Source organism: Gracilibacillus sp. Marseille-QA3620 (assembly GCF_054950035.1).
This window is the reverse complement of the sequence record NZ_CM143102.1, coordinates 712,599-732,500: the sequence shown is the minus strand read 5'-3', so window position 1 is coordinate 732,500 and position 19,902 is coordinate 712,599. Positions and strand designations below refer to the sequence as shown.

At 43.2% G+C, this 19,902-nt stretch carries 21 protein-coding genes (1 of these 21 cut by a window edge); 7 read left to right on the top strand and 14 right to left on the bottom strand.

Features of this window, described 5'->3' with window-relative positions:
• Nucleotides 1-359 carry the 5' portion of a nucleotidyltransferase-like protein gene (locus tag ACY8DX_RS03680; RefSeq protein ID WP_049672060.1) on the bottom strand. The gene continues 523 nt to the left of window position 1, outside the view, so the window shows 359 of its 882 coding nt (coding positions 1-359); it begins with the start codon at nucleotides 357-359; the stop codon falls past the left edge of the window.
• 149 nt (nucleotides 360-508) lie between these two features.
• On the opposite strand from ACY8DX_RS03680, the gene ACY8DX_RS03675 reads away from it, so the two are divergent.
• Nucleotides 509-871, top strand: coding sequence for a YgzB family protein (locus ACY8DX_RS03675; RefSeq protein ID WP_049672061.1), 363 nt, complete (start codon nucleotides 509-511; stop codon nucleotides 869-871).
• A gap of 72 nt (nucleotides 872-943) precedes the next feature.
• Here the strand turns inward: ACY8DX_RS03675 and perR are convergent, their stop codons facing one another.
• The 7 genes from perR to ACY8DX_RS03640 all read right to left on the bottom strand — a co-directional run bounded on the left by perR (nucleotide 944) and on the right by ACY8DX_RS03640 (nucleotide 5,294).
• Entirely contained in the window at nucleotides 944-1,384 is a 441-nt protein-coding gene (perR, locus tag ACY8DX_RS03670) for a peroxide-responsive transcriptional repressor PerR (protein WP_049672062.1), read from the bottom strand.
• A gap of 130 nt (nucleotides 1,385-1,514) precedes the next feature.
• A complete protein-coding gene (locus tag ACY8DX_RS03665; RefSeq protein WP_049672063.1) occupies nucleotides 1,515-2,063 on the bottom strand; it encodes a cob(I)yrinic acid a,c-diamide adenosyltransferase in 549 nt (182 codons plus the stop codon).
• 2 nt (nucleotides 2,064-2,065) lie between these two features.
• A complete protein-coding gene (locus tag ACY8DX_RS03660) occupies nucleotides 2,066-2,602 on the bottom strand; it encodes an NAD(P)-dependent oxidoreductase (RefSeq protein ID WP_462406214.1) in 537 nt (178 codons plus the stop codon).
• A gap of 57 nt (nucleotides 2,603-2,659) precedes the next feature.
• Complete coding sequence (locus ACY8DX_RS03655; protein WP_462406213.1) at nucleotides 2,660-3,025, bottom strand: Rossmann-fold NAD(P)-binding domain-containing protein; 366 nt, start codon at nucleotides 3,023-3,025, stop codon at nucleotides 2,660-2,662.
• Between the two features lie 202 nt (nucleotides 3,026-3,227).
• A complete protein-coding gene (locus ACY8DX_RS03650; protein ID WP_462406212.1) occupies nucleotides 3,228-4,349 on the bottom strand; it encodes an aminopeptidase in 1,122 nt (373 codons plus the stop codon).
• Nucleotides 4,350-4,375: 26 nt separating this feature from the next.
• Nucleotides 4,376-4,846 (bottom strand): thioredoxin-dependent thiol peroxidase, encoded by a 471-nt coding sequence (gene bcp, locus ACY8DX_RS03645; protein ID WP_049672066.1) that lies wholly within the window; start codon nucleotides 4,844-4,846, stop codon nucleotides 4,376-4,378.
• Nucleotides 4,847-4,886: 40 nt separating this feature from the next.
• Entirely contained in the window at nucleotides 4,887-5,294 is a 408-nt protein-coding gene (locus ACY8DX_RS03640; RefSeq protein WP_231589611.1) for a potassium channel family protein, read from the bottom strand.
• Between the two features lie 175 nt (nucleotides 5,295-5,469).
• Here ACY8DX_RS03640 and ACY8DX_RS03635 point away from each other — a divergent pair, with 175 nt between their 5' ends.
• The 3 genes from ACY8DX_RS03635 to ACY8DX_RS03625 all read left to right on the top strand — a co-directional run bounded on the left by ACY8DX_RS03635 (nucleotide 5,470) and on the right by ACY8DX_RS03625 (nucleotide 12,907).
• Nucleotides 5,470-6,762, top strand: a complete 1,293-nt coding sequence (locus ACY8DX_RS03635; protein WP_462406211.1) for a glutamate-1-semialdehyde 2,1-aminomutase — start codon at nucleotides 5,470-5,472, stop codon at nucleotides 6,760-6,762.
• 317 nt (nucleotides 6,763-7,079) lie between these two features.
• Nucleotides 7,080-11,558: a glutamate synthase-related protein gene (locus ACY8DX_RS03630; protein ID WP_462406210.1), complete on the top strand. Its 4,479-nt coding sequence runs from the start codon at nucleotides 7,080-7,082 to the stop codon at nucleotides 11,556-11,558.
• Nucleotides 11,559-11,824: 266 nt separating this feature from the next.
• Nucleotides 11,825-12,907, top strand: coding sequence for an FUSC family protein (locus ACY8DX_RS03625; RefSeq protein WP_049672070.1), 1,083 nt, complete (start codon nucleotides 11,825-11,827; stop codon nucleotides 12,905-12,907).
• 181 nt (nucleotides 12,908-13,088) lie between these two features.
• Here the strand turns inward: ACY8DX_RS03625 and ACY8DX_RS03620 are convergent, their stop codons facing one another.
• The 5 genes from ACY8DX_RS03620 to ACY8DX_RS03600 all read right to left on the bottom strand — a co-directional run bounded on the left by ACY8DX_RS03620 (nucleotide 13,089) and on the right by ACY8DX_RS03600 (nucleotide 17,005).
• Nucleotides 13,089-13,541 (bottom strand): YybH family protein, encoded by a 453-nt coding sequence (locus ACY8DX_RS03620; protein WP_462406209.1) that lies wholly within the window; start codon nucleotides 13,539-13,541, stop codon nucleotides 13,089-13,091.
• A 221-nt stretch (nucleotides 13,542-13,762) separates the two neighbouring features.
• Nucleotides 13,763-15,511 (bottom strand): ABC transporter ATP-binding protein, encoded by a 1,749-nt coding sequence (locus tag ACY8DX_RS03615; protein ID WP_049672072.1) that lies wholly within the window; start codon nucleotides 15,509-15,511, stop codon nucleotides 13,763-13,765.
• A gap of 50 nt (nucleotides 15,512-15,561) precedes the next feature.
• Nucleotides 15,562-16,101, bottom strand: coding sequence for a nucleoside tri-diphosphate phosphatase (ntdP, locus tag ACY8DX_RS03610; RefSeq protein ID WP_049672073.1), 540 nt, complete (start codon nucleotides 16,099-16,101; stop codon nucleotides 15,562-15,564).
• Nucleotides 16,102-16,395: 294 nt separating this feature from the next.
• Nucleotides 16,396-16,662: a YgaB family protein gene (locus tag ACY8DX_RS03605; RefSeq protein WP_049673033.1), complete on the bottom strand. Its 267-nt coding sequence runs from the start codon at nucleotides 16,660-16,662 to the stop codon at nucleotides 16,396-16,398.
• A 151-nt stretch (nucleotides 16,663-16,813) separates the two neighbouring features.
• Nucleotides 16,814-17,005: a gamma-type small acid-soluble spore protein gene (locus ACY8DX_RS03600; RefSeq protein ID WP_049672074.1), complete on the bottom strand. Its 192-nt coding sequence runs from the start codon at nucleotides 17,003-17,005 to the stop codon at nucleotides 16,814-16,816.
• 117 nt (nucleotides 17,006-17,122) lie between these two features.
• Between ACY8DX_RS03600 and ACY8DX_RS03595 the strand changes: the two genes are divergently transcribed.
• Nucleotides 17,123-17,347, top strand: coding sequence for a hypothetical protein (locus tag ACY8DX_RS03595; protein WP_049672075.1), 225 nt, complete (start codon nucleotides 17,123-17,125; stop codon nucleotides 17,345-17,347).
• A gap of 28 nt (nucleotides 17,348-17,375) precedes the next feature.
• Here the strand turns inward: ACY8DX_RS03595 and mutY are convergent, their stop codons facing one another.
• Nucleotides 17,376-18,458, bottom strand: coding sequence for an A/G-specific adenine glycosylase (gene mutY, locus ACY8DX_RS03590; protein WP_049672076.1), 1,083 nt, complete (start codon nucleotides 18,456-18,458; stop codon nucleotides 17,376-17,378).
• 184 nt (nucleotides 18,459-18,642) lie between these two features.
• On the opposite strand from mutY, the gene ACY8DX_RS03585 reads away from it, so the two are divergent.
• Both ACY8DX_RS03585 and ACY8DX_RS03580 read left to right on the top strand, forming a co-directional pair.
• Entirely contained in the window at nucleotides 18,643-19,623 is a 981-nt protein-coding gene (locus ACY8DX_RS03585) for a metal-dependent hydrolase (RefSeq protein WP_462406208.1), read from the top strand.
• A gap of 77 nt (nucleotides 19,624-19,700) precedes the next feature.
• Nucleotides 19,701-19,862 carry a small, acid-soluble spore protein K gene (locus ACY8DX_RS03580; protein WP_049673034.1) on the top strand — a complete coding sequence of 54 codons (162 nt, stop codon included), beginning with the start codon at nucleotides 19,701-19,703 and terminating at the stop codon, nucleotides 19,860-19,862.
• Nucleotides 19,863-19,902: the final 40 nt, after the last annotated feature.

Here is a 19,902-nt window from a genome sequence, read left to right as displayed (position 1 = left end):
TTTCGTCCATAGAACGGGAATTCATCCATTTCCCTTTTCAAGGATGCTAAATAGTCATTACGGTCAAATACGATTTTTCCATTGTAGATCCAGTCGATAATTTTCCTGTTTGTACCGAGCAGTCTCCATTCATTCAATTTATCCTCCGTCACAACATGAAGAGCTGCCTTTTTATGTTCATACGCATAGTGCTTAATGAATACAGGTGGTTTATCCTGACTATTAATGATAACGAGTAAAATGCAATCAAATGTATCCGTGCTAGGACTCTCAGGTGAATTCTTTTCGATTAATAACACACCTTGCGTTTCTGGGTTGCTTGCTCTCTCTTGGTATACAGGCCTTAGGATATCTTCCATTGTTCTACTCCTTTAGAAGGGTTTTTGGGTATATAAACTAATTCAACAATATTCGACAGACTCCTGCCACTATTTTGTTTTAGATTCACGATTATATAGATGACGCTGGATAATATGGTATATTATAGTAGACAAAAGGGGGATCAGCTGTGGCTAAGTATAGTAGCAAAATCAATAAAATAAGAACATTCGCTCTTAGTTTGATTTTTATCGGGTTCATCATTATGTATATCGGCATTTTCTTCCGCACCTCACCTTTACTGATGACAATCTTTATGGTTTTAGGCCTTCTCGCCATGATGGCAAGCATGGTCGTATACTTCTGGATCGGCATGCTTTCAACCAAAGCCGTACAGGTTGTCTGTCCAAATTGCGGAAAACCAACAAAGATCCTCGGCCGGGTTGATATGTGCATGCATTGCCGCGAGCCATTAACCTTAGATAAGAAGTTAGAGGGCAAGGAATTTGATGAAACCTATAATAGAAAAAACCAAGAGAACCATCATGCATAAAAAAGAGAAGCCTGGTTTTTCACCGGCTTCTTTTCTCTTATAAAAAACCCGCTAATTTAGCGGGTTCAAAAATTAATGCACTTCTTTAGCTGCACAATCAGGGCAATCTCCGTAAATCTCCATCCGGTGATGAGTTACCTTGAAACCAGCCACATGCGAAGCAAGATGCTCAACCTCATCAAGACCTGGATAATGGAAATCGACAATCTTCCCGCATTTCTCACAAATAATATGGTAGTGGTCAGAGGAAGAATAATCAAAACGACTGGATGAATCTCCGTACGTCAACTCTTTCACCAATCCAACCTCTTTGAACACACGCAAGTTATTGTAGACAGTTGCTACGCTCATATTGGGAAATTTACCTTCTAATGCTTTGTAAATATCATCTGCAGTTGGATGTGTATGTGATGTAATTAAAAATTCTAATATGGCATGACGTTGCGGAGTCATGCGGACACCAGTTGTTTTCAGAGTATCTAAAGCATCTTTAAGTTGGTGAGACACCGTCATGCACTCCCTTTTTTATAGATTCTTACTTTATAATGGTTACAATAAGTTTACTTGATAAAGCGCCGTATTGTCAATGTTTCTACCAACCTAGCGGGTATAAGTCATCCACTCAGATTGGTAATCTCCTCTCCTATTCATGCAGCGTGGGTTCAAGACGGCCTAAACGCAGGTTCAAGAAACGCGCTGCAACGAAGAGCAAATCGGAGAGCCTGTTCAAGTAGGCAATCACGAGAGGGTTGACTCCTTCGCCAATCGCGATAGCTTTTCTTTCTGCCCTTCTGACAATCGTTCGTGCAACATGCAGCGTTGCACCAGCAGGATGTCCGCCCGGAAGAATGAAGTTCTTGAAGGGAGGAAGCTCCTCATTTAGCTCATCAATATACAATTCCATATCCGTAATGGACTCCTTCTTGAGTACCCATCCGACTTTTTTGCCCTCTGGTGTTGCTAATTCAGCACCAACATGGAATAGATCTGTTTGAATGACATGGAAGACTTGTTGAAGCTTATCTTTCCCCTCAAAGTCCAAATCATGTATATGACTAAGAGCGAGTCCAATCATCGAATTCGCCTCATCACAGGTACCATAGGCTTCTACACGTAAATCTGTTTTCAAGACTCTTGTACCGTAAACAAGGGATGTTTGCCCTTTATCTCCAGTTCTCGTATAAATCTTCAATATTAATACCCCTTTCCTAAATCGATTTTATTCATATAATCATCTTCTTTCCTGCCAGAATACACATCTAAGTTGTGCTCAAAGATGGCAAAGGCTCTCGGAAGATAATTCTCCGTGATACTGGAGATATGCGGAGTTATCGTCAAGTTCGAATAGCCCCAAAGCGGGTTATCGGCGTCAAGTGGCTCGGCAGGAAACACATCAAGCGCTATATGACCAACGACCTTATCCTCCAGCACCCTCTTCAACGTCTCTATCGTGATAAGATCCCCTCTTCCTAGATTAATAAAGAGAGTATCACTTCTCATCTGCTTGAAATGATCATATGTGAGAAGCCCCCTCGTCTCTGGCGTACTTGGCAGGACAGACACAATGATATGTGCCTCCGGGAGTACCTGATGTAATTGTCCAATTGGGTGCACATCAGAAAAACTCTCTCCATCATAACGGCCGCTTCTATTCACGCCAATCACCTTCATTTGGAATGCATCAGCAAGACGAGCTATTTCCTCCGGAATAGCTCCAGTTCCAAGCAACAAGAGTGTCTTTCCGCATAATTCACCTACAGGGAGCCATTTATTCCATGTTCTCTCCCTTTACAAATCCTTCAAGTCAGCCAGCCTTTTCACATGTGATAACATGAGACCCAGCGCAAATTCAGACATTGGGACAGCGTGGATACCTCTTGCGTTCGTCACAAGGATTCCCCTGCTCTCGATAGCTTCAATCGGCATCTTATCAATTCCTGCAGCCATTGCACTAATCCATTTGAGAGAGGACGCACGATTGATAATTTCTGGACTCAAGTCTTCCGCATATGTAATGAAGATTTCCATTTCACCAATCAGTTTATTGTCAATCTGTTCCATCCCCTTAAAAAAGCAGAACTCATGTTCATTAAACTTCTCAGTGATGGATTTCTGCAGCGCTCTCGGAGGCAAAAAAGACGAGACAATTTTCATAATTACATCCCCCAAACATCTTATAACTAATTCTTACTATTTATATTAAGAAACTTTCCCTATAAATACCAAAAAAAGGACTGCAAAATAATGATCTTTTGCAGTCATCAACATTTATGTTTGAGGAGGTATTCCCTGATTTCATCTTATTCAGATTGTCCGAGGTTGATTAGGGGATGAGCCTTCATTCTATAAAAAGGGCTCATTTCCCCTTCCAAAGCAAGGCATTCGGATTCAATCCCTCAAGCTCCGGGACGACAAATAAACCATTTTTGCGAATGAGACGGTCATCGAAGTAAATCTCTCCTCCACCGTATTCCTCACGCTGGACAAGAACCATATCCCAATGGATAGAGGATACATTTCCATTATCCGCTTCCTTATAAGCCAATCCAGGCGTGAAATGAATACTGCCATTAATTTTCTCATCAAAGAGAATATCGCCCATTGGATGATGAATCATTGGATTGAGGCCAAGTGCGAACTCTCCAATATATCGGGCACCTTCGTCAGTATCAAAAATATCATTGATTTTCTCTGATTGATCAGCCGCAGCTTTGATAATCTTTCCATCTTTAAAGGTCAAACTCACATTACGGAAGGTTGTCCCCTGGTAGGGACAAGGAGTGTTATAGGTAATGGTGCCGTTAACACTGTCTCTGACAGGAGCGGTATACACTTCCCCATCCGGTATATTTCGCTCCCCATAGCACATAACAGCCGGTATCCCCTTGATTGAAAAGGTGAGGTCTGTGCCCGGTGACACGATACGCACACGGTCAGTCTTCTCCATTAATTCTTTTAGAGGTTTCATAGCAGCTGCCATCTTTGCATAATCAACCGTACATACATCAAGAAGGAAATCCTCAAATTTACTCGTGCTCATGCCAGCTTTTTGTGCGAGCGATTTTGTCGGGTAATTCAGGAGTACCCAACGGCATTTATTAATATAGTAATCAGTAACAGGCTTCATGACTTCACCGCTCACCCTGAATACCTCTGCAGGGATATCGGTCATCTCCGCGTCATTCTCTTCCCCGACTATGTAAATCAGCGCGTCCAAGTCTTGGAATCGCTGCATTTCCCACCTGGCGATTGTTTCATACTGCTCAAGGCTGCTTTGTATAGCCCATTGCCTATCTAATTCATCATCCTTAAGCTCCATGAATGGATAGGCTCCCAGCTTATACGCCTCCTCAAGCAATTCGAGCATAAGCGGTTTTGTATTCGGTTGGCCGTGAATCATGATTTTATCCCCTTTTCCCGCTTTCACAGAATGCTCAAGGATTTGTTTGGTCAGTACCTTTAATCGCGGATCCCTCATCTTCTCCCTCTCCCCTCACTTTGCCTTTAAGACAAATTCTCCTTAATATAGGTTAACGCTTCTTCAACATGCCCCTTCACCTTCACCTTACGCCACTCCTTAACGACTTCACCCTCTTTATTGATGACAAAGGTCGAACGCTCCACACCCATATATTCCTTACCGAAATTTTTCTTTAAAACCCATACCCCATAGGCTTCAGACAAGACATGTTCCGGATCAGACAATAAGAGAAACGGCAAATCATATTTAGCTATGAACTTTTCATGTCTTTCCTTTGGATCAGGGCTCACACCGACAATGATGGTATCGAGTTCAGCAAACGATTGATGACTTTCTCTGAAATCGCAAGCCTCCGTCGTACAACCAGGTGTCATATCCTTTGGGTAGAAGTACAGCACAACATTCTTCCCAGCAAAATCAGCCATCGTTACAACCTTTCCATCTCCGGCCTCCAGTTTAAAGTCAGGTGCCATCTTTCCTATTAACGTACTCATATCGATTCCTCCTTCACTTTACATCTATTTATTACTATACCTAATTACGGTCAATTTTTACATTCTCAAAGTCAATGGCCGTACGAACAACAAATGCCGCCGGCAGCGCATATCCAATTAACGCTTCTATAGAAGCAATCCATCTCCCGACACCAACAGGCACCATATCCCCATACCCCACAGACAGCAAGGTCATCGTGCTGAAATAGAGTGATGAAGCAAGCTTGGCAAAGAACCCTCCCATAACAGGCAAACCGTTCAAGTGAATAACCGAACCAAATTTCAAATCCATCAAGACATACAATAACCCAAAGCCTATCAAGAAGATGAAATAGACCGTTATAATCCAATACAAATGCTCCAAGGAAATTCTCTCTCCCTTCTCAGTCGGAAGCAAGAGGCTCTTCAAGCTCATCCCCAGGCATATAATCACCGCTGATATAAACACATAGAACAAAGGATTCCCTCCTTCAATCGCGAACATCCCGCTAGTAATATATACTCAAGGCTCTGCATAACTATGATTGGTTGTACAGAACTGCTGGTTGGCTCGACCATATACAAATAAAGTTTGGGAGTGCTACAATATATTACGTGCTTTATGCATGAAGGAGGTATTTTTTATGAATCATACACAATCTGAGAAGCTGCATGCAGAAGCCCTCGAAATTATCGTTGGAGGAGTCAACTCCCCCTCACGGTCATACAAGGCTGTCGGCGGCGGATCGCCCGTCTCCATGGTAAAAGGTAAAGGCGCTTACTTCTGGGATGTTGACGGCAATAAGTACATAGACTACCTTGCTGCTTTTGGACCGATTATTACAGGTCATGCACATCCCCATATTACGAAGGCCATTACGGAAGCAGCGGAGAACGGGGTACTCTATGGAACACCAACACCATCAGAATTGACGTTTGCCAAAATGCTGCAGGAAGCCATTCCTTCTATGGAAAAAATTCGTTTCACAAATTCAGGCACTGAATCCGTCATGTCAACGATTCGTGTTGCCAGAGCGTATACAGGAAGAGACAAGATCGTTAAATTTGCCGGATGCTATCACGGACATTCCGATCTCGTATTAGTCGCTGCAGGCTCAGGGCCATCTACACTCGGTACACCTGACTCTGCCGGTGTTCCTCAAAGCATTGCCAAAGAGGTTATAACTGTACCATTCAATGATGTTGAATCTTTTAAAGAGACAATGGAGAAATGGGGAGAAGAAGTAGCAGGTATTCTCGTTGAACCAATCGTCGGAAACTTCGGCATCGTTCAGCCGCAGCCAGGATTCCTTGAATCTGTAAATGAAATCGCTCATGCACACGGTTCCCTTGTCATCTATGATGAGGTCATCACTGCATTCCGCTTTATGTATGGCGGTGCTCAAAACCTATTAGGCGTGGAGCCGGACATTACCGCTATCGGGAAAATCATCGGCGGCGGCCTGCCAATTGGCGCCTATGGCGGCAGAAAAGAAATCATGGATAAGGTAGCCCCAATGGGACCCGCTTACCAAGCTGGAACAATGGCCGGAAACCCTGCTTCCATGTTAGCTGGCATCGCTTGCCTCGAAATCTTGAAAGAAGAAGGGGTATATGACCGCCTAGACACGCTCGGTGCCCGATTAGAAGACGGCATCCGCAAGGCAGCTAAGCAGCATAATGTAGCTATTCAGCTTAATCGATTAAAAGGTGCCTTGACTGTATACTTCACAGATTCAAAAGAAGAAATCATCAATTACGCACAGGTAGAAGCAACTGACGGAGAAAAATTCGGCCGTTTCTTCAAACTCATGCTTGAGCAGGGCATTAATCTCGCCCCTTCGAAATATGAGGCTTGGTTCTTAACAACCGCTCATACAGAAGAAGATATTGATAGAACGATAGAAGCAGTCAACGAAGCATTCAAATCTTTATAAATTCATCAAGATGAATAATTATTCAAAGATAAATCCGCTTATCATGAGCGGATTTATTCTACAAATGAATAAAGGAAGCGTTTACATCAGGCTGTTTTACTGATTGCATATTTTTTTACAATCTAGTGACCAATGCATAATTAATTGATTTCTGAAAATTCTAATGATACTATATAGCTATTAGTCTTTAATGATTGTATACCCTCACACTATGTATTCCCTTCCAATTAGTTTCCAAAGTTACATCCAATACCACAAGTTTAAGCAGGAGGTGAACTGGCAATTAAATAGGCGCAAGCTTATCCGTTGCCTTTCTTATGAACCAAAAATGGAGTCCTAGCAAATTTACCGAATTCCATAAAGCTGAACATGATGCTTGCGGAATTATCGCCTGTGTAGAAAAGAAAAAAATCCCAACACGTGAAAATATCTTTGCGTGTATTGATGCCCTTGTAACCATGAACCACCGCGCTGGTTTTATTAATGGTGAAGGTGACGGCGTTGGCATTCATATAGATATCCCGCGTGCGTTATGGCAAGAAAAGCTAAAAAATACAGGGTCCGATTCTTCCCTGGCTGATTCCTCTCACTTCGTCGTTGGTCACTTCTTTATTGACCGCCGCGCCGATAAAGGACAGACAATCGAAGAGATTGTCCACAAAGCAAAAAGCAGCGGACTAAATGAGGTCTTTGTGTCCGATCAAGCCTATTCTTCAGACGCACTCGGACCAATCGCCCTGCAGGAGAACCCTGTCTTCTTACAGGTTGGCTTTATTGCCAATAAAGAGTTAAACCAGCAAGCACTCTCTTCCCTTTTATTTGATTTGACTATAGAAATTGAAAAAAATGAATCGATTCATGTTTCATCCTTAAGCCAATATCATGCGGTCTACAAGGTTATGGGTGCTGGGGATATTCTGCCAAAATATTATCCTGACTTAAGCAGCCCGCTCGTTGCATCCACTATGACTCTAGGACATAACCGGTATTGCACGAATACATTATCAAGCTTCTTCCGTGTGCAGCCATTCAGCGTTCTCGGCCATAATGGCGAGATTAATACGATTGCACGCTTACGGGATGAAGCACAAATGATTGGTGTTCCGCTCGTGCAAGGCGGAAGTGATTCACAAGACCTTAGCCGCACGCTCGAAACATTTATTTACCGCGAAGGCTACAGCTTATTCGAAGCGCTTGATATCATCTTCCCTCCAATCATCAATGAGATGAAGGAATATCCTGGACATCTTCAGGATTTATACACATACTTACGTGAATCCTGGGGACATTTCGCCCAAGGACCAGCAGCCATCATTTCCCGCCACGCAGACGAAGTAGCGTTCTCCGTTGATTCGCTGGGCTTGCGCCCTTTATGGATGATGGAAACATCAAGCTCTTATCTTTTCGGTTCAGAACCTGGTGTCATTCCAACGACTGAATATGTTGCCGATCCAAAACCAATCGGACCAGGAGAAAAGGTCGGCTTGAAATGGAACGGAGATACCATCAAGCTTTATGAATATAAGCACTATCAAGAAGAAGTATTCGAACGCTTCTCCAGTCGACTTTCATTTAAGGATACACGCCTGCGCATGCTTCCTCCTGAAGCGAAGAAAACAATCGTGAACCAAGAGGACTCCAAAATCCAAAACGGGCAGTATAAGGCCTTTGGATGGGAACGCGATAATATCCAATTAGTCGAGCAAATGGCAGAAAAAGGAGCAGAACCAATTCGTTCACTTGGCCATGATGCACCACTCGCAGCCCTTAACCCAGAACGGCAAAACATTGCTGACTTCATTAAAGAAAGCGTGGCAGTTGTCACAAACCCTGCCATTGACAGGGACCGTGAGATGGAGCATTTCTCGACAAGAACCATCATCGGAAAACGTCCATCCTTATTTACAAGCGATAAGCAAGCAGGCCCAATCATTGAACTTCTTACCCCTCTGCTAGCAGAAGGTAAACCTGGTCAGGATTGCGTAAGGGAATTGGGCCAGCCTTCCTTCGAACAGATTTATCAATTATTTGATGGCGAAGGCAAATGGCATACCATCTCCATGACATTTACAGAGGAAGAAACAATCGCTGAAGCCCTTGCACGCATTACAGGAGAGGCTATTCAAGCCGTCAGCAATGGTGCTTCTATCCTTTGCCTGGATGATGATTCAGCACATAAGGACGGACAGTTATGGATTGACCCGCATCTAGTCGTATCAGCCGTTGACCAAGCACTTGTCAAGAACGGTAAACGTCGTGATTGCTCTCTTGCCCTGCGTTCTGCAGCTATTCGCAATTTGCATGATATTATCGTTGCTTATGGATTGGGCGCCAATCTAATCAATCCTTATTATATGTTCCGAACAGTCGCTGATGAGACAGCGAAGCCTGTTTCGAACCTTTATAAGGCCTTGTCAAAGGGTCTTGAGAAAGTGATCTCCACACTCGGTATTCACGAGCTTCGCGGGTATGGACGTTTATTCTCAAGCATCGGCTTGCACGATGAGGTTGCAGAAGTCCTGAATATCGTCAACTTCTTTGGCTCTAACGAACTCAAGTACAACTTTGAAACCATGAAGGAAGATGCCAAGCAGCGCACAACTGATTATGCAAATGAGAAAGAGCGCATCGGCAAAACATTCCACCTCTTCCCACGGATTTGGAAAGCAATCGGGGATGTGGCAAAGACCGGCGATTATACAGCCTACGGCGAGAAAATTTCTGAGCAAGAGGAACAAAATCCAACAACTATCCGTCATTTAACAGATTTCAAACAGACGGGTAACACTGTCGACCCAGAAATGGTCAATCTTGGCGTCGGTGAACATAGCCTGCCATTCGTTATTGCGTCCATGTCTTTCGGTTCTCAAAATGAGACAGCCTTCCGTGCATATGCTGAAGGAGCAGATCGCCTGAACATGATCAGCATGAACGGCGAAGGCGGCGAAATCAAAGATATGCTTGGTAAATACCCTCGGACACGCGGACAGCAGATTGCTTCAGGACGGTTCGGTGTCAATGCAGAGCTATTGAACTCTTCCAACCTGCTCGAAATTAAAATCGGGCAAGGCGCGAAGCCGGGTGAAGGTGGGCATTTGCCTGGTTCTAAGGTGACAGCAAAGATTGCCGAAGCTCGTAATGCGACAATCGGCTCTGACTTGATTTCACCTTCTAATAACCATGATATTTATTCGATTGAGGACTTGGCTCAAATGATTCATGAGCTGAAAACGGCCAATGACCAAGCCAAGGTTGCTGTCAAGGTTCCTGTCGTGCCGAATATCGGAACAATTGCTGTCGGAATCGCCAAAGCTGGAGCAGATATTATCACTTTAAGCGGATTTGACGGCGGTACTGGTGCCGCTCGAATTCATGCCCTGCAAAATGTTGGTCTTCCAGTCGAAATCGGGGTTAAATCTGCGCATAACGCCTTACTTGAGGCAGGCTTAAGACAAGATGTCGAGCTTTGGGCTGACGGCGGTCTAAAGAGTGCAAAAGATATCCTTAAAGTGATGCTGTTAGGAGCTAACCGTGTTGGCTTTGGTACCTTATCCATGATTGCCATCGGGTGTACCACTTGCCGCGGCTGCCATCTGGATACATGCCATGTCGGTATTGCAACTCAAATCGACTCTGAAGCTGAAGCTAAAGAACATGGCTTACGCCGCTTCGTACCAAGGCAATACGATTTAGCCGTTGAAGGGATCGTCAATATGTTCACCGCTTTCGGTAATGAACTGAAGGCATTGGCTGCCCAGCTCGGCATTACGGATCTTCAAGAAGCAGTCGGTCATTCTGAGCTGCTCGAGCAAACAAAAGGCAAAGACATGCTTGACCTAACCTATCTGCTTAAGACCCTTGAGCTTGGACAAATCTCCAAGATGGAATCAAAATCATCGGATGAGGAGCTCATGGTCCAAATGGCAGCGGTTGGCGCCGAATATCTTGATTCAAGTGTGAACGATTTGTTCCAATCCCGTAATTTCCAAAATGTCAACGCCATTCAACGTGTTCTTGGCAGCCGCGTTTCCTGCCACCGAGTACGCGGGCGCCTAGATGGTTCATACAGAAAGCTTGATCCAGTGAATCTAACCTATAAAGGCTCCATTCCAGGAAACGGTCTTGGTGCATACAACACAGAGGGCATCAATATCGTTGTCGATGGCGGAGCCCAGGACGGAACAGGCAAAACATCCTTTGGCGGAACCATTGCCATCTTGAAGGATAAAGGAAAAGATGGACAATACTATAACGGCTCCGTTGGTAAAGGCTTTGGCTATGGTGCTCAAAAAGGCTTGCTCATCGCCCAAGGTGATGCCGATGCCCGTGCCGGAATCCGTCTCTCTGGTGCAGATATGATTATCGGCGGACTGCTTAAACAGGATATACCAGCCGACGAAAAAGGCAATATTGGTGTTAACTCCAATATTAAAGGCTTTGCATTTGAGTATATGACCAATGGCCGCGGACTTGTACTCGGTGATCCAGGCCCATGGATTTGCGCCGGCATGACAGGCGGAGTCATTTATCTCCGCTATCAGCCAGAGCGCGGCTTGAATAAAGATGCCCTCCAGCGCAGGATCGCTAAAGGCGCACTTGTATCCATCGAGAAATTAACTGATACAGGCGTTAAGGATGTTACCGAGCTTCTCAGTCAATACATGAGCATACTAGACTCAAATGGACAAAAAGCAGAAGCAGAAGAACTGGCCCTCCTTTTAGAGAACCCAGCTCAAAACTTCATCCAAATCGTTCCTGTGAAGGAACATGCCGATCCTTCCGTTTCAACAGAATGATGCACATATTGAAAGAAAGCCCTCCTTTGACCAGGAGGGCTTTCTTACTTTTAACTACCAAGACAGTTGTAAGCTTATCTTTTTTGTTTTAAAGAAGGAAACTAGGGCATCCATGCATTCTTGAGTGAGTAAAGGGGAAAATAATTATCATATATAAGTCAATTTACAAGTATATCTTGAACATCCGGCCAAAACCCTGTATAGTACATTGAGTGAAAATAGACAAACGATTTGCATAACTTTAGATAAAGGAAGAGGTAGAATTTATGAAGGTTGGTGCCCGAGTTTTTAAAACGGGAGTAGCCATAGTCATAGCCATTTATGTAGCGGTACTGCTTGGGATTCCATCCCCTACATTGGCAGCCATTTCGGCGGTATTTGCCGTACAGCCGACTATTTATCGCTCCTATTTAACATTGATTGACCAAATACAGGCCAATATCATCGGTTTCTTGGTAGCCATCACATTTGTCCTGTTATTCGGAAACGAGCCGTTATTAATCGGTCTCGCTGCCATTATCACAATCGTCATTAATCTGAAGCTAAAAAATGATAATCAATTAACCATCTCTTTAGTGACATTAATCTTGATTATGGAGCAACCTGAAGGCGATTTTACAACGTTCGCTTTCTGGAGAGTATTCGCCATTCTCATCGGGATTCTCTCAGCCTTCCTAGTGAACTTGATTTTTCTTCCGCCTAAATATGAAACAAAGCTATTCACACGAATCAATTACACCACTGATGAGATTCTGCGCTGGATTCGCATTGGCTCACGCAGCACGACCGAGCATGTACATTTAAAGAAGGATATTAAACGGCTTAAGGAGAACATGAGCAAATCCGAGCGGCTTTATGATATGTATCAAGAGGAACGGCAATATTTCAAGAAAAATAATATTGCAAAGGCTCGAAAGCTCGTCCTTTATCGCTATATGATTGCGACCAACCGACGAGCGCTCGATATTCTAAAAAGACTTCACCGTTTTGAAGTAGAGTTTCACCAAATGCCGGATGACTTCCAGCTTGAAGTCCAAGAACAGCTCGATATCCTGATGAGAAAACATGAACATATCCATTTGAAATTCACAGAAAAAGTTAAACCAGGATACTTATATGCCGAGACAGAGGAGCAATATAACAAGCAGCAGTTGATTGAGGTTGTCAGAGGCTTCCGCATTAATGCCACGGATGAAACACCTGTTTACTACCATATGGTCACCTTGATCTCCGCGATTTTGGAATACGGAGACTATCTGGAGCATCTCGAAATGCTCGTCAATAGCTTCCATTCCTACCATAAAGCAGAAAACAAATCCGTACAATTACCGGATGATGATCAAGCATAAGAGCCATTGAGCGCTCAAAATAGCAGGCGAAAAACCGTTTTGGTTTTCCGCCTGTTTTTATAGCGTATTGCTGCTGTTTCTGTTTCCCTGACGCCCGAGGTTTAAAAACAGCCTTTCTGTGACATCTAACGTACCATTCAGTTATAGTCCAGAATATAAGATATGCAGCAGTCATCCTTATTTAACCTTTACCCATGTTGTAAATTCCTTTACCAGTTTCTACACTTATAGGTAATGAGGAATGTTCATGGATTATAAACCATGATTCATTCACCTTTTTCAAACCATATGTGAATCGATTAGACATTTGGCGAAGTTGCTCACCACCATCTGCTAAATGTGCAGTAAATGTTACAGTACAATAAACAAATGCAAATGCAAGGTTTATATCTTCCTCAACTACTAGGTCATGAAAATCAACCTTAAGTAAAACACCCTCTTCGTTCAATCCATAAAACCACTCTGCCACATTATTCTTCCACAAAGAAAGGTCCTTAACCTCCCAGTTCCCCCAGCAATCATAAATATGCATTTCAGGAGCGTACATGGATAAGAACTTTTCAACATCCTTCTCGTAAACGGATGTTTTATAGTTTTCAAGTACGTCTTGAACTTTGGAAAATACAGCTGTCATTAAGTACATCCTCCTTTATTAGTTTCAAAAGTGCAAGAATGCTTACTATAAGAAATTCTATGCTCCATCATCTATTTCCTTTCAATTAACCCGAACTCACACTCCAAAGATGGCTGTTTCATAACCATTTTTTACACCTTTCATAAAGCACGGTAACTCCCGGCAACAAAAAAACGAGCCAAAAGCCCGTTTTGAACAGAGCTTTCAGCTCAGCTTCTTCATTAACTGTCCAATTGCTGGATTTTAAACAAATCATAGTAAGAGCCCTGCCTATCCATCAATTCTTGATGGGTGCCGCTCTCAGTGATTTCACCATGCTCGATTAAGACGATTTTATCGGCATGGGTAATCGTGGATAACCGGTGGGCAATGATAAAGGTCGTCCGGTCCTCTGACAGCTTCTCAAGCGCCTCTTGAATGAGATGCTCACTCTCAAGGTCAAGAGCTGAGGTCGCCTCATCCAGAACCAGGATTGGCGGATTCTTAAGGAATACACGAGCAATGGACACACGCTGCTTCTGCCCGCCTGAGAGCTTGACGCCTCTCTCGCCCACTTTCGTCTCATATCCGCTCGGTAAACCCAAGATAAAATCATGGGCATTGGCAGCTTTAGCTGCCTCATATACTTCTTTATCAGTTGCCTCTGGCTTCCCAAGCAGAATGTTAGCACGAACCGAGTCACTGAATAAGATACTATCTTGCATGACCATGCCAATATTATCTCTCAAGGAACGGACCTTAACATCACGGATATCGATTCCATCAAGCAGAATCCTGCCTTCTGTCACATCATAAAATCTCGGAATCAAGCTGACCAAGGAAGATTTTCCTCCTCCGCTCATCCCAACCAATGCGACAGTCTCTCCACGCTTTACTTCGAGATTAATATTCTTCAAAGCTAGGTTTTCATCTTCTCCATAGGAAAAGGAAACATTCTCAAACTTGATTGTCCCTTGCACGTCCTTACATTCATTTGCATTCGGGCGGTCCTCGATATCATAAGGGACATCCAGGAACTCAAATACACGGTCCATTGATGCCAGCGACTGAGTCAATGTGGTGGAGGAATTCATCAACCGTCTCAATGGCGCATAAAGCAAGTCTATGTATCCATAAAAGGCAACCATCGTTCCAAGTGTCAAATTTCCGGATATGACTTGATAGCCGGCAAAAAGAATCACAATCAGCGGCGCAACATCTGTAATTGTATTGACAGCCGCAAATGATTTGGCATTCCAGCTCGTATGCGTCAGGGCTTTTTTAAGGAAGTTGCCATTCTCCCGATTAAATTGCTTTTGTTCATGATCTTCTATTGCAAAGCTTTTGATTACAGCCATTCCCTGCACCCGTTCATGCAGGTATCCCTGAACCTCCGCAAGGGCCTGAGAACGTTCTCTGGTCAATCCCCGAAGCTTGCCGAAGAAGTATTTAATTGAAAAACCATAAAGAGGTAAGAGCAACAATGAAATCAGTGTCAGCTCTACATCCATAGCCAGCATAATGCCAACTGCAATGAGGATGGTGACAAGGTCAAGCCATACATTCATCAGCCCGGTGATGACAAAATTCTTCGTCTCCTCTACATCATTGATTACCCGGGATATGATTTCCCCGCCCTTGGCATTGGAATAATACTTAAAGCTCAGCTTCTGTATATGACCAAACATCTTGTCACGTATATCAAACAGAATCTTGCTCGCTGTCCACTGCGCATAATATTGACGGTAATATTCAACAGGCGGTCGGACAACGACAAAGATAAAGAACATTAAAGCCATCAGCATGAACAGCTTTCTAAGCTGTTCATCCTTTGTCAGGGCATTCGCCCCGATGACATCATCAATGACGTAACCAAGCAATGCCGGAGTAATCAACGGTATGGAGAATTTCACAATTCCGATGAGAATCGTGATGATGATTTGCCATTTATAAGGTTTTACAAATTTCATATACCGTTTTATACTGCTCACTATTAATTCTCCTCTTATCACGGAAAAAGCCCGTCCGTAATGGAAACAGGCTATCTTTCGTTATTCTTGATCGTTACATAACGCTTATACCAGCTATGAACAAATTCAGGCGCGAACGGTCCCTTCTTCGCCCGAATCATGCCGATTAATTTTTCCACATTCCGTCTTAGAATATGATCGATTACATTTGGGTAACTCATTTCACGCTTATGCTGCTCATATTCATCCTCATCAAGTAAATTGTACGTCATATCTGGATATACTTTAATATCCAAATCATAATCGATATATTTTACGGCTTCTCCATCAAAGACGAAAGGGGAGCTTAAATTACAGTAATAATAAATCCCATCTTCTCGCAGCATACCAATTATATTGAACCAGTATTGCGAATGGAAATAGGTGATTGCAGGCTCTCTCGTCAGCCATGTCCGGCCATCACTTTCGGTGACGAGAGTTCGGTCATTGCACCCAATCACAATATATTGCGTTCCCTTCAAAACGGTCGTTTCTTGCCAAACTCGGTGGATGTGTCCATTATGCTTATAGCTGTGTATTTGGATTTCTTCTCCTTCTCTCGGTACTCGCACGTTGTATTACCTACTTTCTCACCCTATGGGCAGGGCACTTATCTATCACCAATCAATTCACCCTTGTCCTTATTCAGTATAAATAAGACACCATTTCCGTATTCTTCTTATTTATTATAACGATTTGAGCGTGATTTTAAAACAAAGTGAACCAGGATTATGCATACAACCTCATGAACAAGTATTATATACTTCCCACTTCCCGCCATATGTGAAACACTTGGCTCTATATGTATAAACATTTGATTAAACAAATAAAAAAGAACATCGATTAGATGCCCTTTAAAAACAATCTCAATCATGCATGATTTTCTCAGTAGAGGATTTCGTCTGGTAGCTTTCAATAACCCTCTCTGTCAGCTGCATGAAAATATTCTGAATCGAATTCAGCTCTTTCTTCATTTCCATAATATCATCCTGTACGGATAATAAATCCTGCTCCTTCTTACGGTTCCTCAATTCTTCCTCAAGCTCTCTGTAACGGTCAAGTTCTGTTTGCATATTTAATAATTTATCCATGATCAACATCTGCTCATTCACTAATTCCTCAAAGCTTTTCATCGTCATCACCCACCTCTTGTCCGTATAAAGAATAATTTCTCTATGTAGTGCTTTAATCCCTTTGACTTTTTCTGTTGGCTAATAAGAGGTTTTGTCGACATAAAAAGAAGCACCTGCCAGGCAAGGGCAAGTGCTTCGGATTAAGCATGCATTAAGATTGTTTTCCGAAGTTACCGGAGTTTTTCGCTTTGTTTTGTTCAGCTTTTTGGTTAGCTTCTCTTACGCTTTGCACATCAGTTTCAGATGCAAATTCAGAGCCGTATTGTCCTTGGCTTTGACCTGCAGATTGTGCGTTTTGTTGTCTCACTAGGTTAGCATTTGTTTTTGAACTGTTGTTAGCCATTCGTATCACCTCCACAACTATTAATGTGTCCAAGACACATATTGTTATTCAAAACTTTTACGAGTGATTTAGGCAGCTTTTCGGAAAACTATCTATTATTTAAAGGAGGGCTTACACATGTATGTAGGACGAGATATGACTGAGCTGTCAATGATTAAGAAGGAGGAATGGAAGGACTCAGAGCTTGAATATTTTCATCATTCTCTTATGCAGATTATGCCTTATTTAAATGTTGAAGGGCATACGATTCAACGTGAGATTATCGAGGAAATTGAACGCCGAGGCGGATTAACCCGCTTTGAGGCTGACTGGACACACGGTACACGCATCTCTTATGACTAATGAAAAAAAAACAGTGGCGGATAATCCGTCACTGTTTCTCATTCATTAAATGGGCTTCGTAGATTTTTTGATGGGATACAGGCAGTGCGTAGTCTTTGAAATCCTCATCCCTCACAAAGGCAGTTTTTCGGCCCTCTTCTGTAAACCGTTCCACATTTTCTACCCTTGCCTCATAGGCAGTGATTTCCCAAACAAGATGGGAGAAGACATGGCTGATTTGTCCAATTGGACGAATATCTTCTATGACAAGATGATGTTCCTTGGCCATAATCTGCTTTAAATCCTCCATGCCGCTGACCTCATAATTGGGAAATTCCCATAAACCAGCAAGCAGTCCGGATGACGGCCTTTTTCGAATAACCATCCTGCCGCTCTTATCAATCAAGACAAGGGCACTTAATTGAACTGTCTTCGTCTTCTTGGCCTTTGTCTTTACAGGAAGCTCCTGCTGCAACCCTTTTTCAAACGCTTGGCAATGCTCACGTACAGGACATAGCAGACATGAAGGCTTTGTCGGCGTACAGATTAAAGCCCCAAGCTCCATTAAGGCCTGGTTAAATTCAGACGTATGATCATGGTCAATCAATTCTCTCACAGCCTGCTCAAATACTTTTCTTGTGGCAGGTTTAGCAATATCATCATAAATTTCTAATATGCGCGAGAGCACCCTCATGACATTCCCATCAACAGCCGGCTCCGGCAGCCCGTATGCAATACTTAGAATCGCACCTGCTGTATAAGGGCCAACGCCCTTAAGGCGGCTTATTTCCTCTGGCGTATTTGGAACAGTACCGCCATAGCTTTCTTTCACTTCTTTCACGGCAGCATGCAGATTACGCACTCTTGAATAATAACCAAGACCTTCCCAGGCTTTGAGGATTCTCTCCTCGTCTGCCTCTGCAAAATCTTCAAGTGTTGGGAACCATTCCATGAACCGTTCGTAATAAGGTATGACTGTATCTACACGTGTTTGCTGCAGCATAATTTCAGATACCCAAACCCTGTAGGGGTCTTTATTCATTCTCCACGGGAGCACCCGTTGTTCTTCCAAAAACCAATTTACCAAATCTTCTCTGAATTGCTCAATATTATTACTGGCTAACTTTTTCACGTTTCCTCCTGGTTATGTTAAATATTCGGGCAAAAAGGGAATATAAACATATTAGAAATAAACTTAGCAAGGTTAATTTCTTCATTGTAATTCATCCATTTCGGTATGGAAAGTAATTAAAATATGGATAGTATAGACATATAGTCTTTCATCTAAGTCTGTTTGCGGCAAAGGAGGTTTTCATATGGATACCGGTACACATCTTGTTATGGGTATAGCGCTCGGCGGGCTTGCTACTTTGGACCCTGTTGTGGCACATAGCTCATACACTGCGACTGCCGTTATGATTGGTACCGTTCTAGGCTCACAAGCACCTGATATCGACACTGTTTTGAAAATGCGCAATAATGCTGTTTATATACGGAATCACCGGGGAATGACCCATTCTATTCCCTTTGTATTATTGTGGCCGGTCTTGATTACAGCTGCCGCCTCCCTTATTCTTCCGGAGGCAAATGTATTGCATACATGGCTTTGGACCTTCCTAGCCGTTTTTCTCCACGTATTCGTCGATATATTCAATGCATACGGAACACAGGCAATCAGACCGTTATCCTCTAGATGGGTGGCACTCGGCATCATCAATACATTTGACCCTTTTATCTTCGGGATTCATATCGCCGGCTTAATATTATGGGCATTCGGTCTTCCGCCAGGCCCGACATTTGTCATGGTGTACATTATCGTCATTGGGTATTATCTTGCGCGGATTCTCGAGCACCGTTCCATTAAAGAACTTGTACGCCAAAAGATTCCTGATGCAAGACGGATCATCCTCTCACCGACAATGCGCTATCACAAATGGAAGATTGCTGTGACGACAGGGGATAAGTATTATGTTGCGGTTGCTGAGAACCGGGAAATCAGCATCCTCGATACATTTGACAGACATCCATTACCGGAAAGCCCTGTACTTGATGCGGCCTTGCAGGATGTGAACCTATCGGCCTTTGTTTCTTTCTCCCCGGTCTACCGGTGGGAGATCAGCTATGAAAACGAAATGTTCACCGTCAGGTTTATTGACCTTCGCTATCGAAGCAGAGGGCGTTATCCATTTGTGGCAATTGTTCATCTGGATGATCAATTGAATATCCTCAATTCATTCACTGGCTGGGTATTCACTGAGGAGAAGCTCCAAAAGAAATTAAATATCATCACAGGCTGATGGGAAATATTCGCATGCCTATTTCATCCTCCGCTTCCCATACTAAGAAGGAATCTAAGGAGAAAGGCATGATACAGATGAGAAATAAAGAAACAGGATTCCCTTATCAGCATGACAATAAATTCAGGGCTGAAACAGCCCGTGCCAAATCCAAATATGCTTCAAAGCGCCCAGATGGCACTACCAATACCCATCCTGAGGAACGAATGTATGCCTCTAGTCATCGGGATGAAGAATAAGCCCAAAATCAAAACCGCCCTCTATGGGCGGTTTTTTATT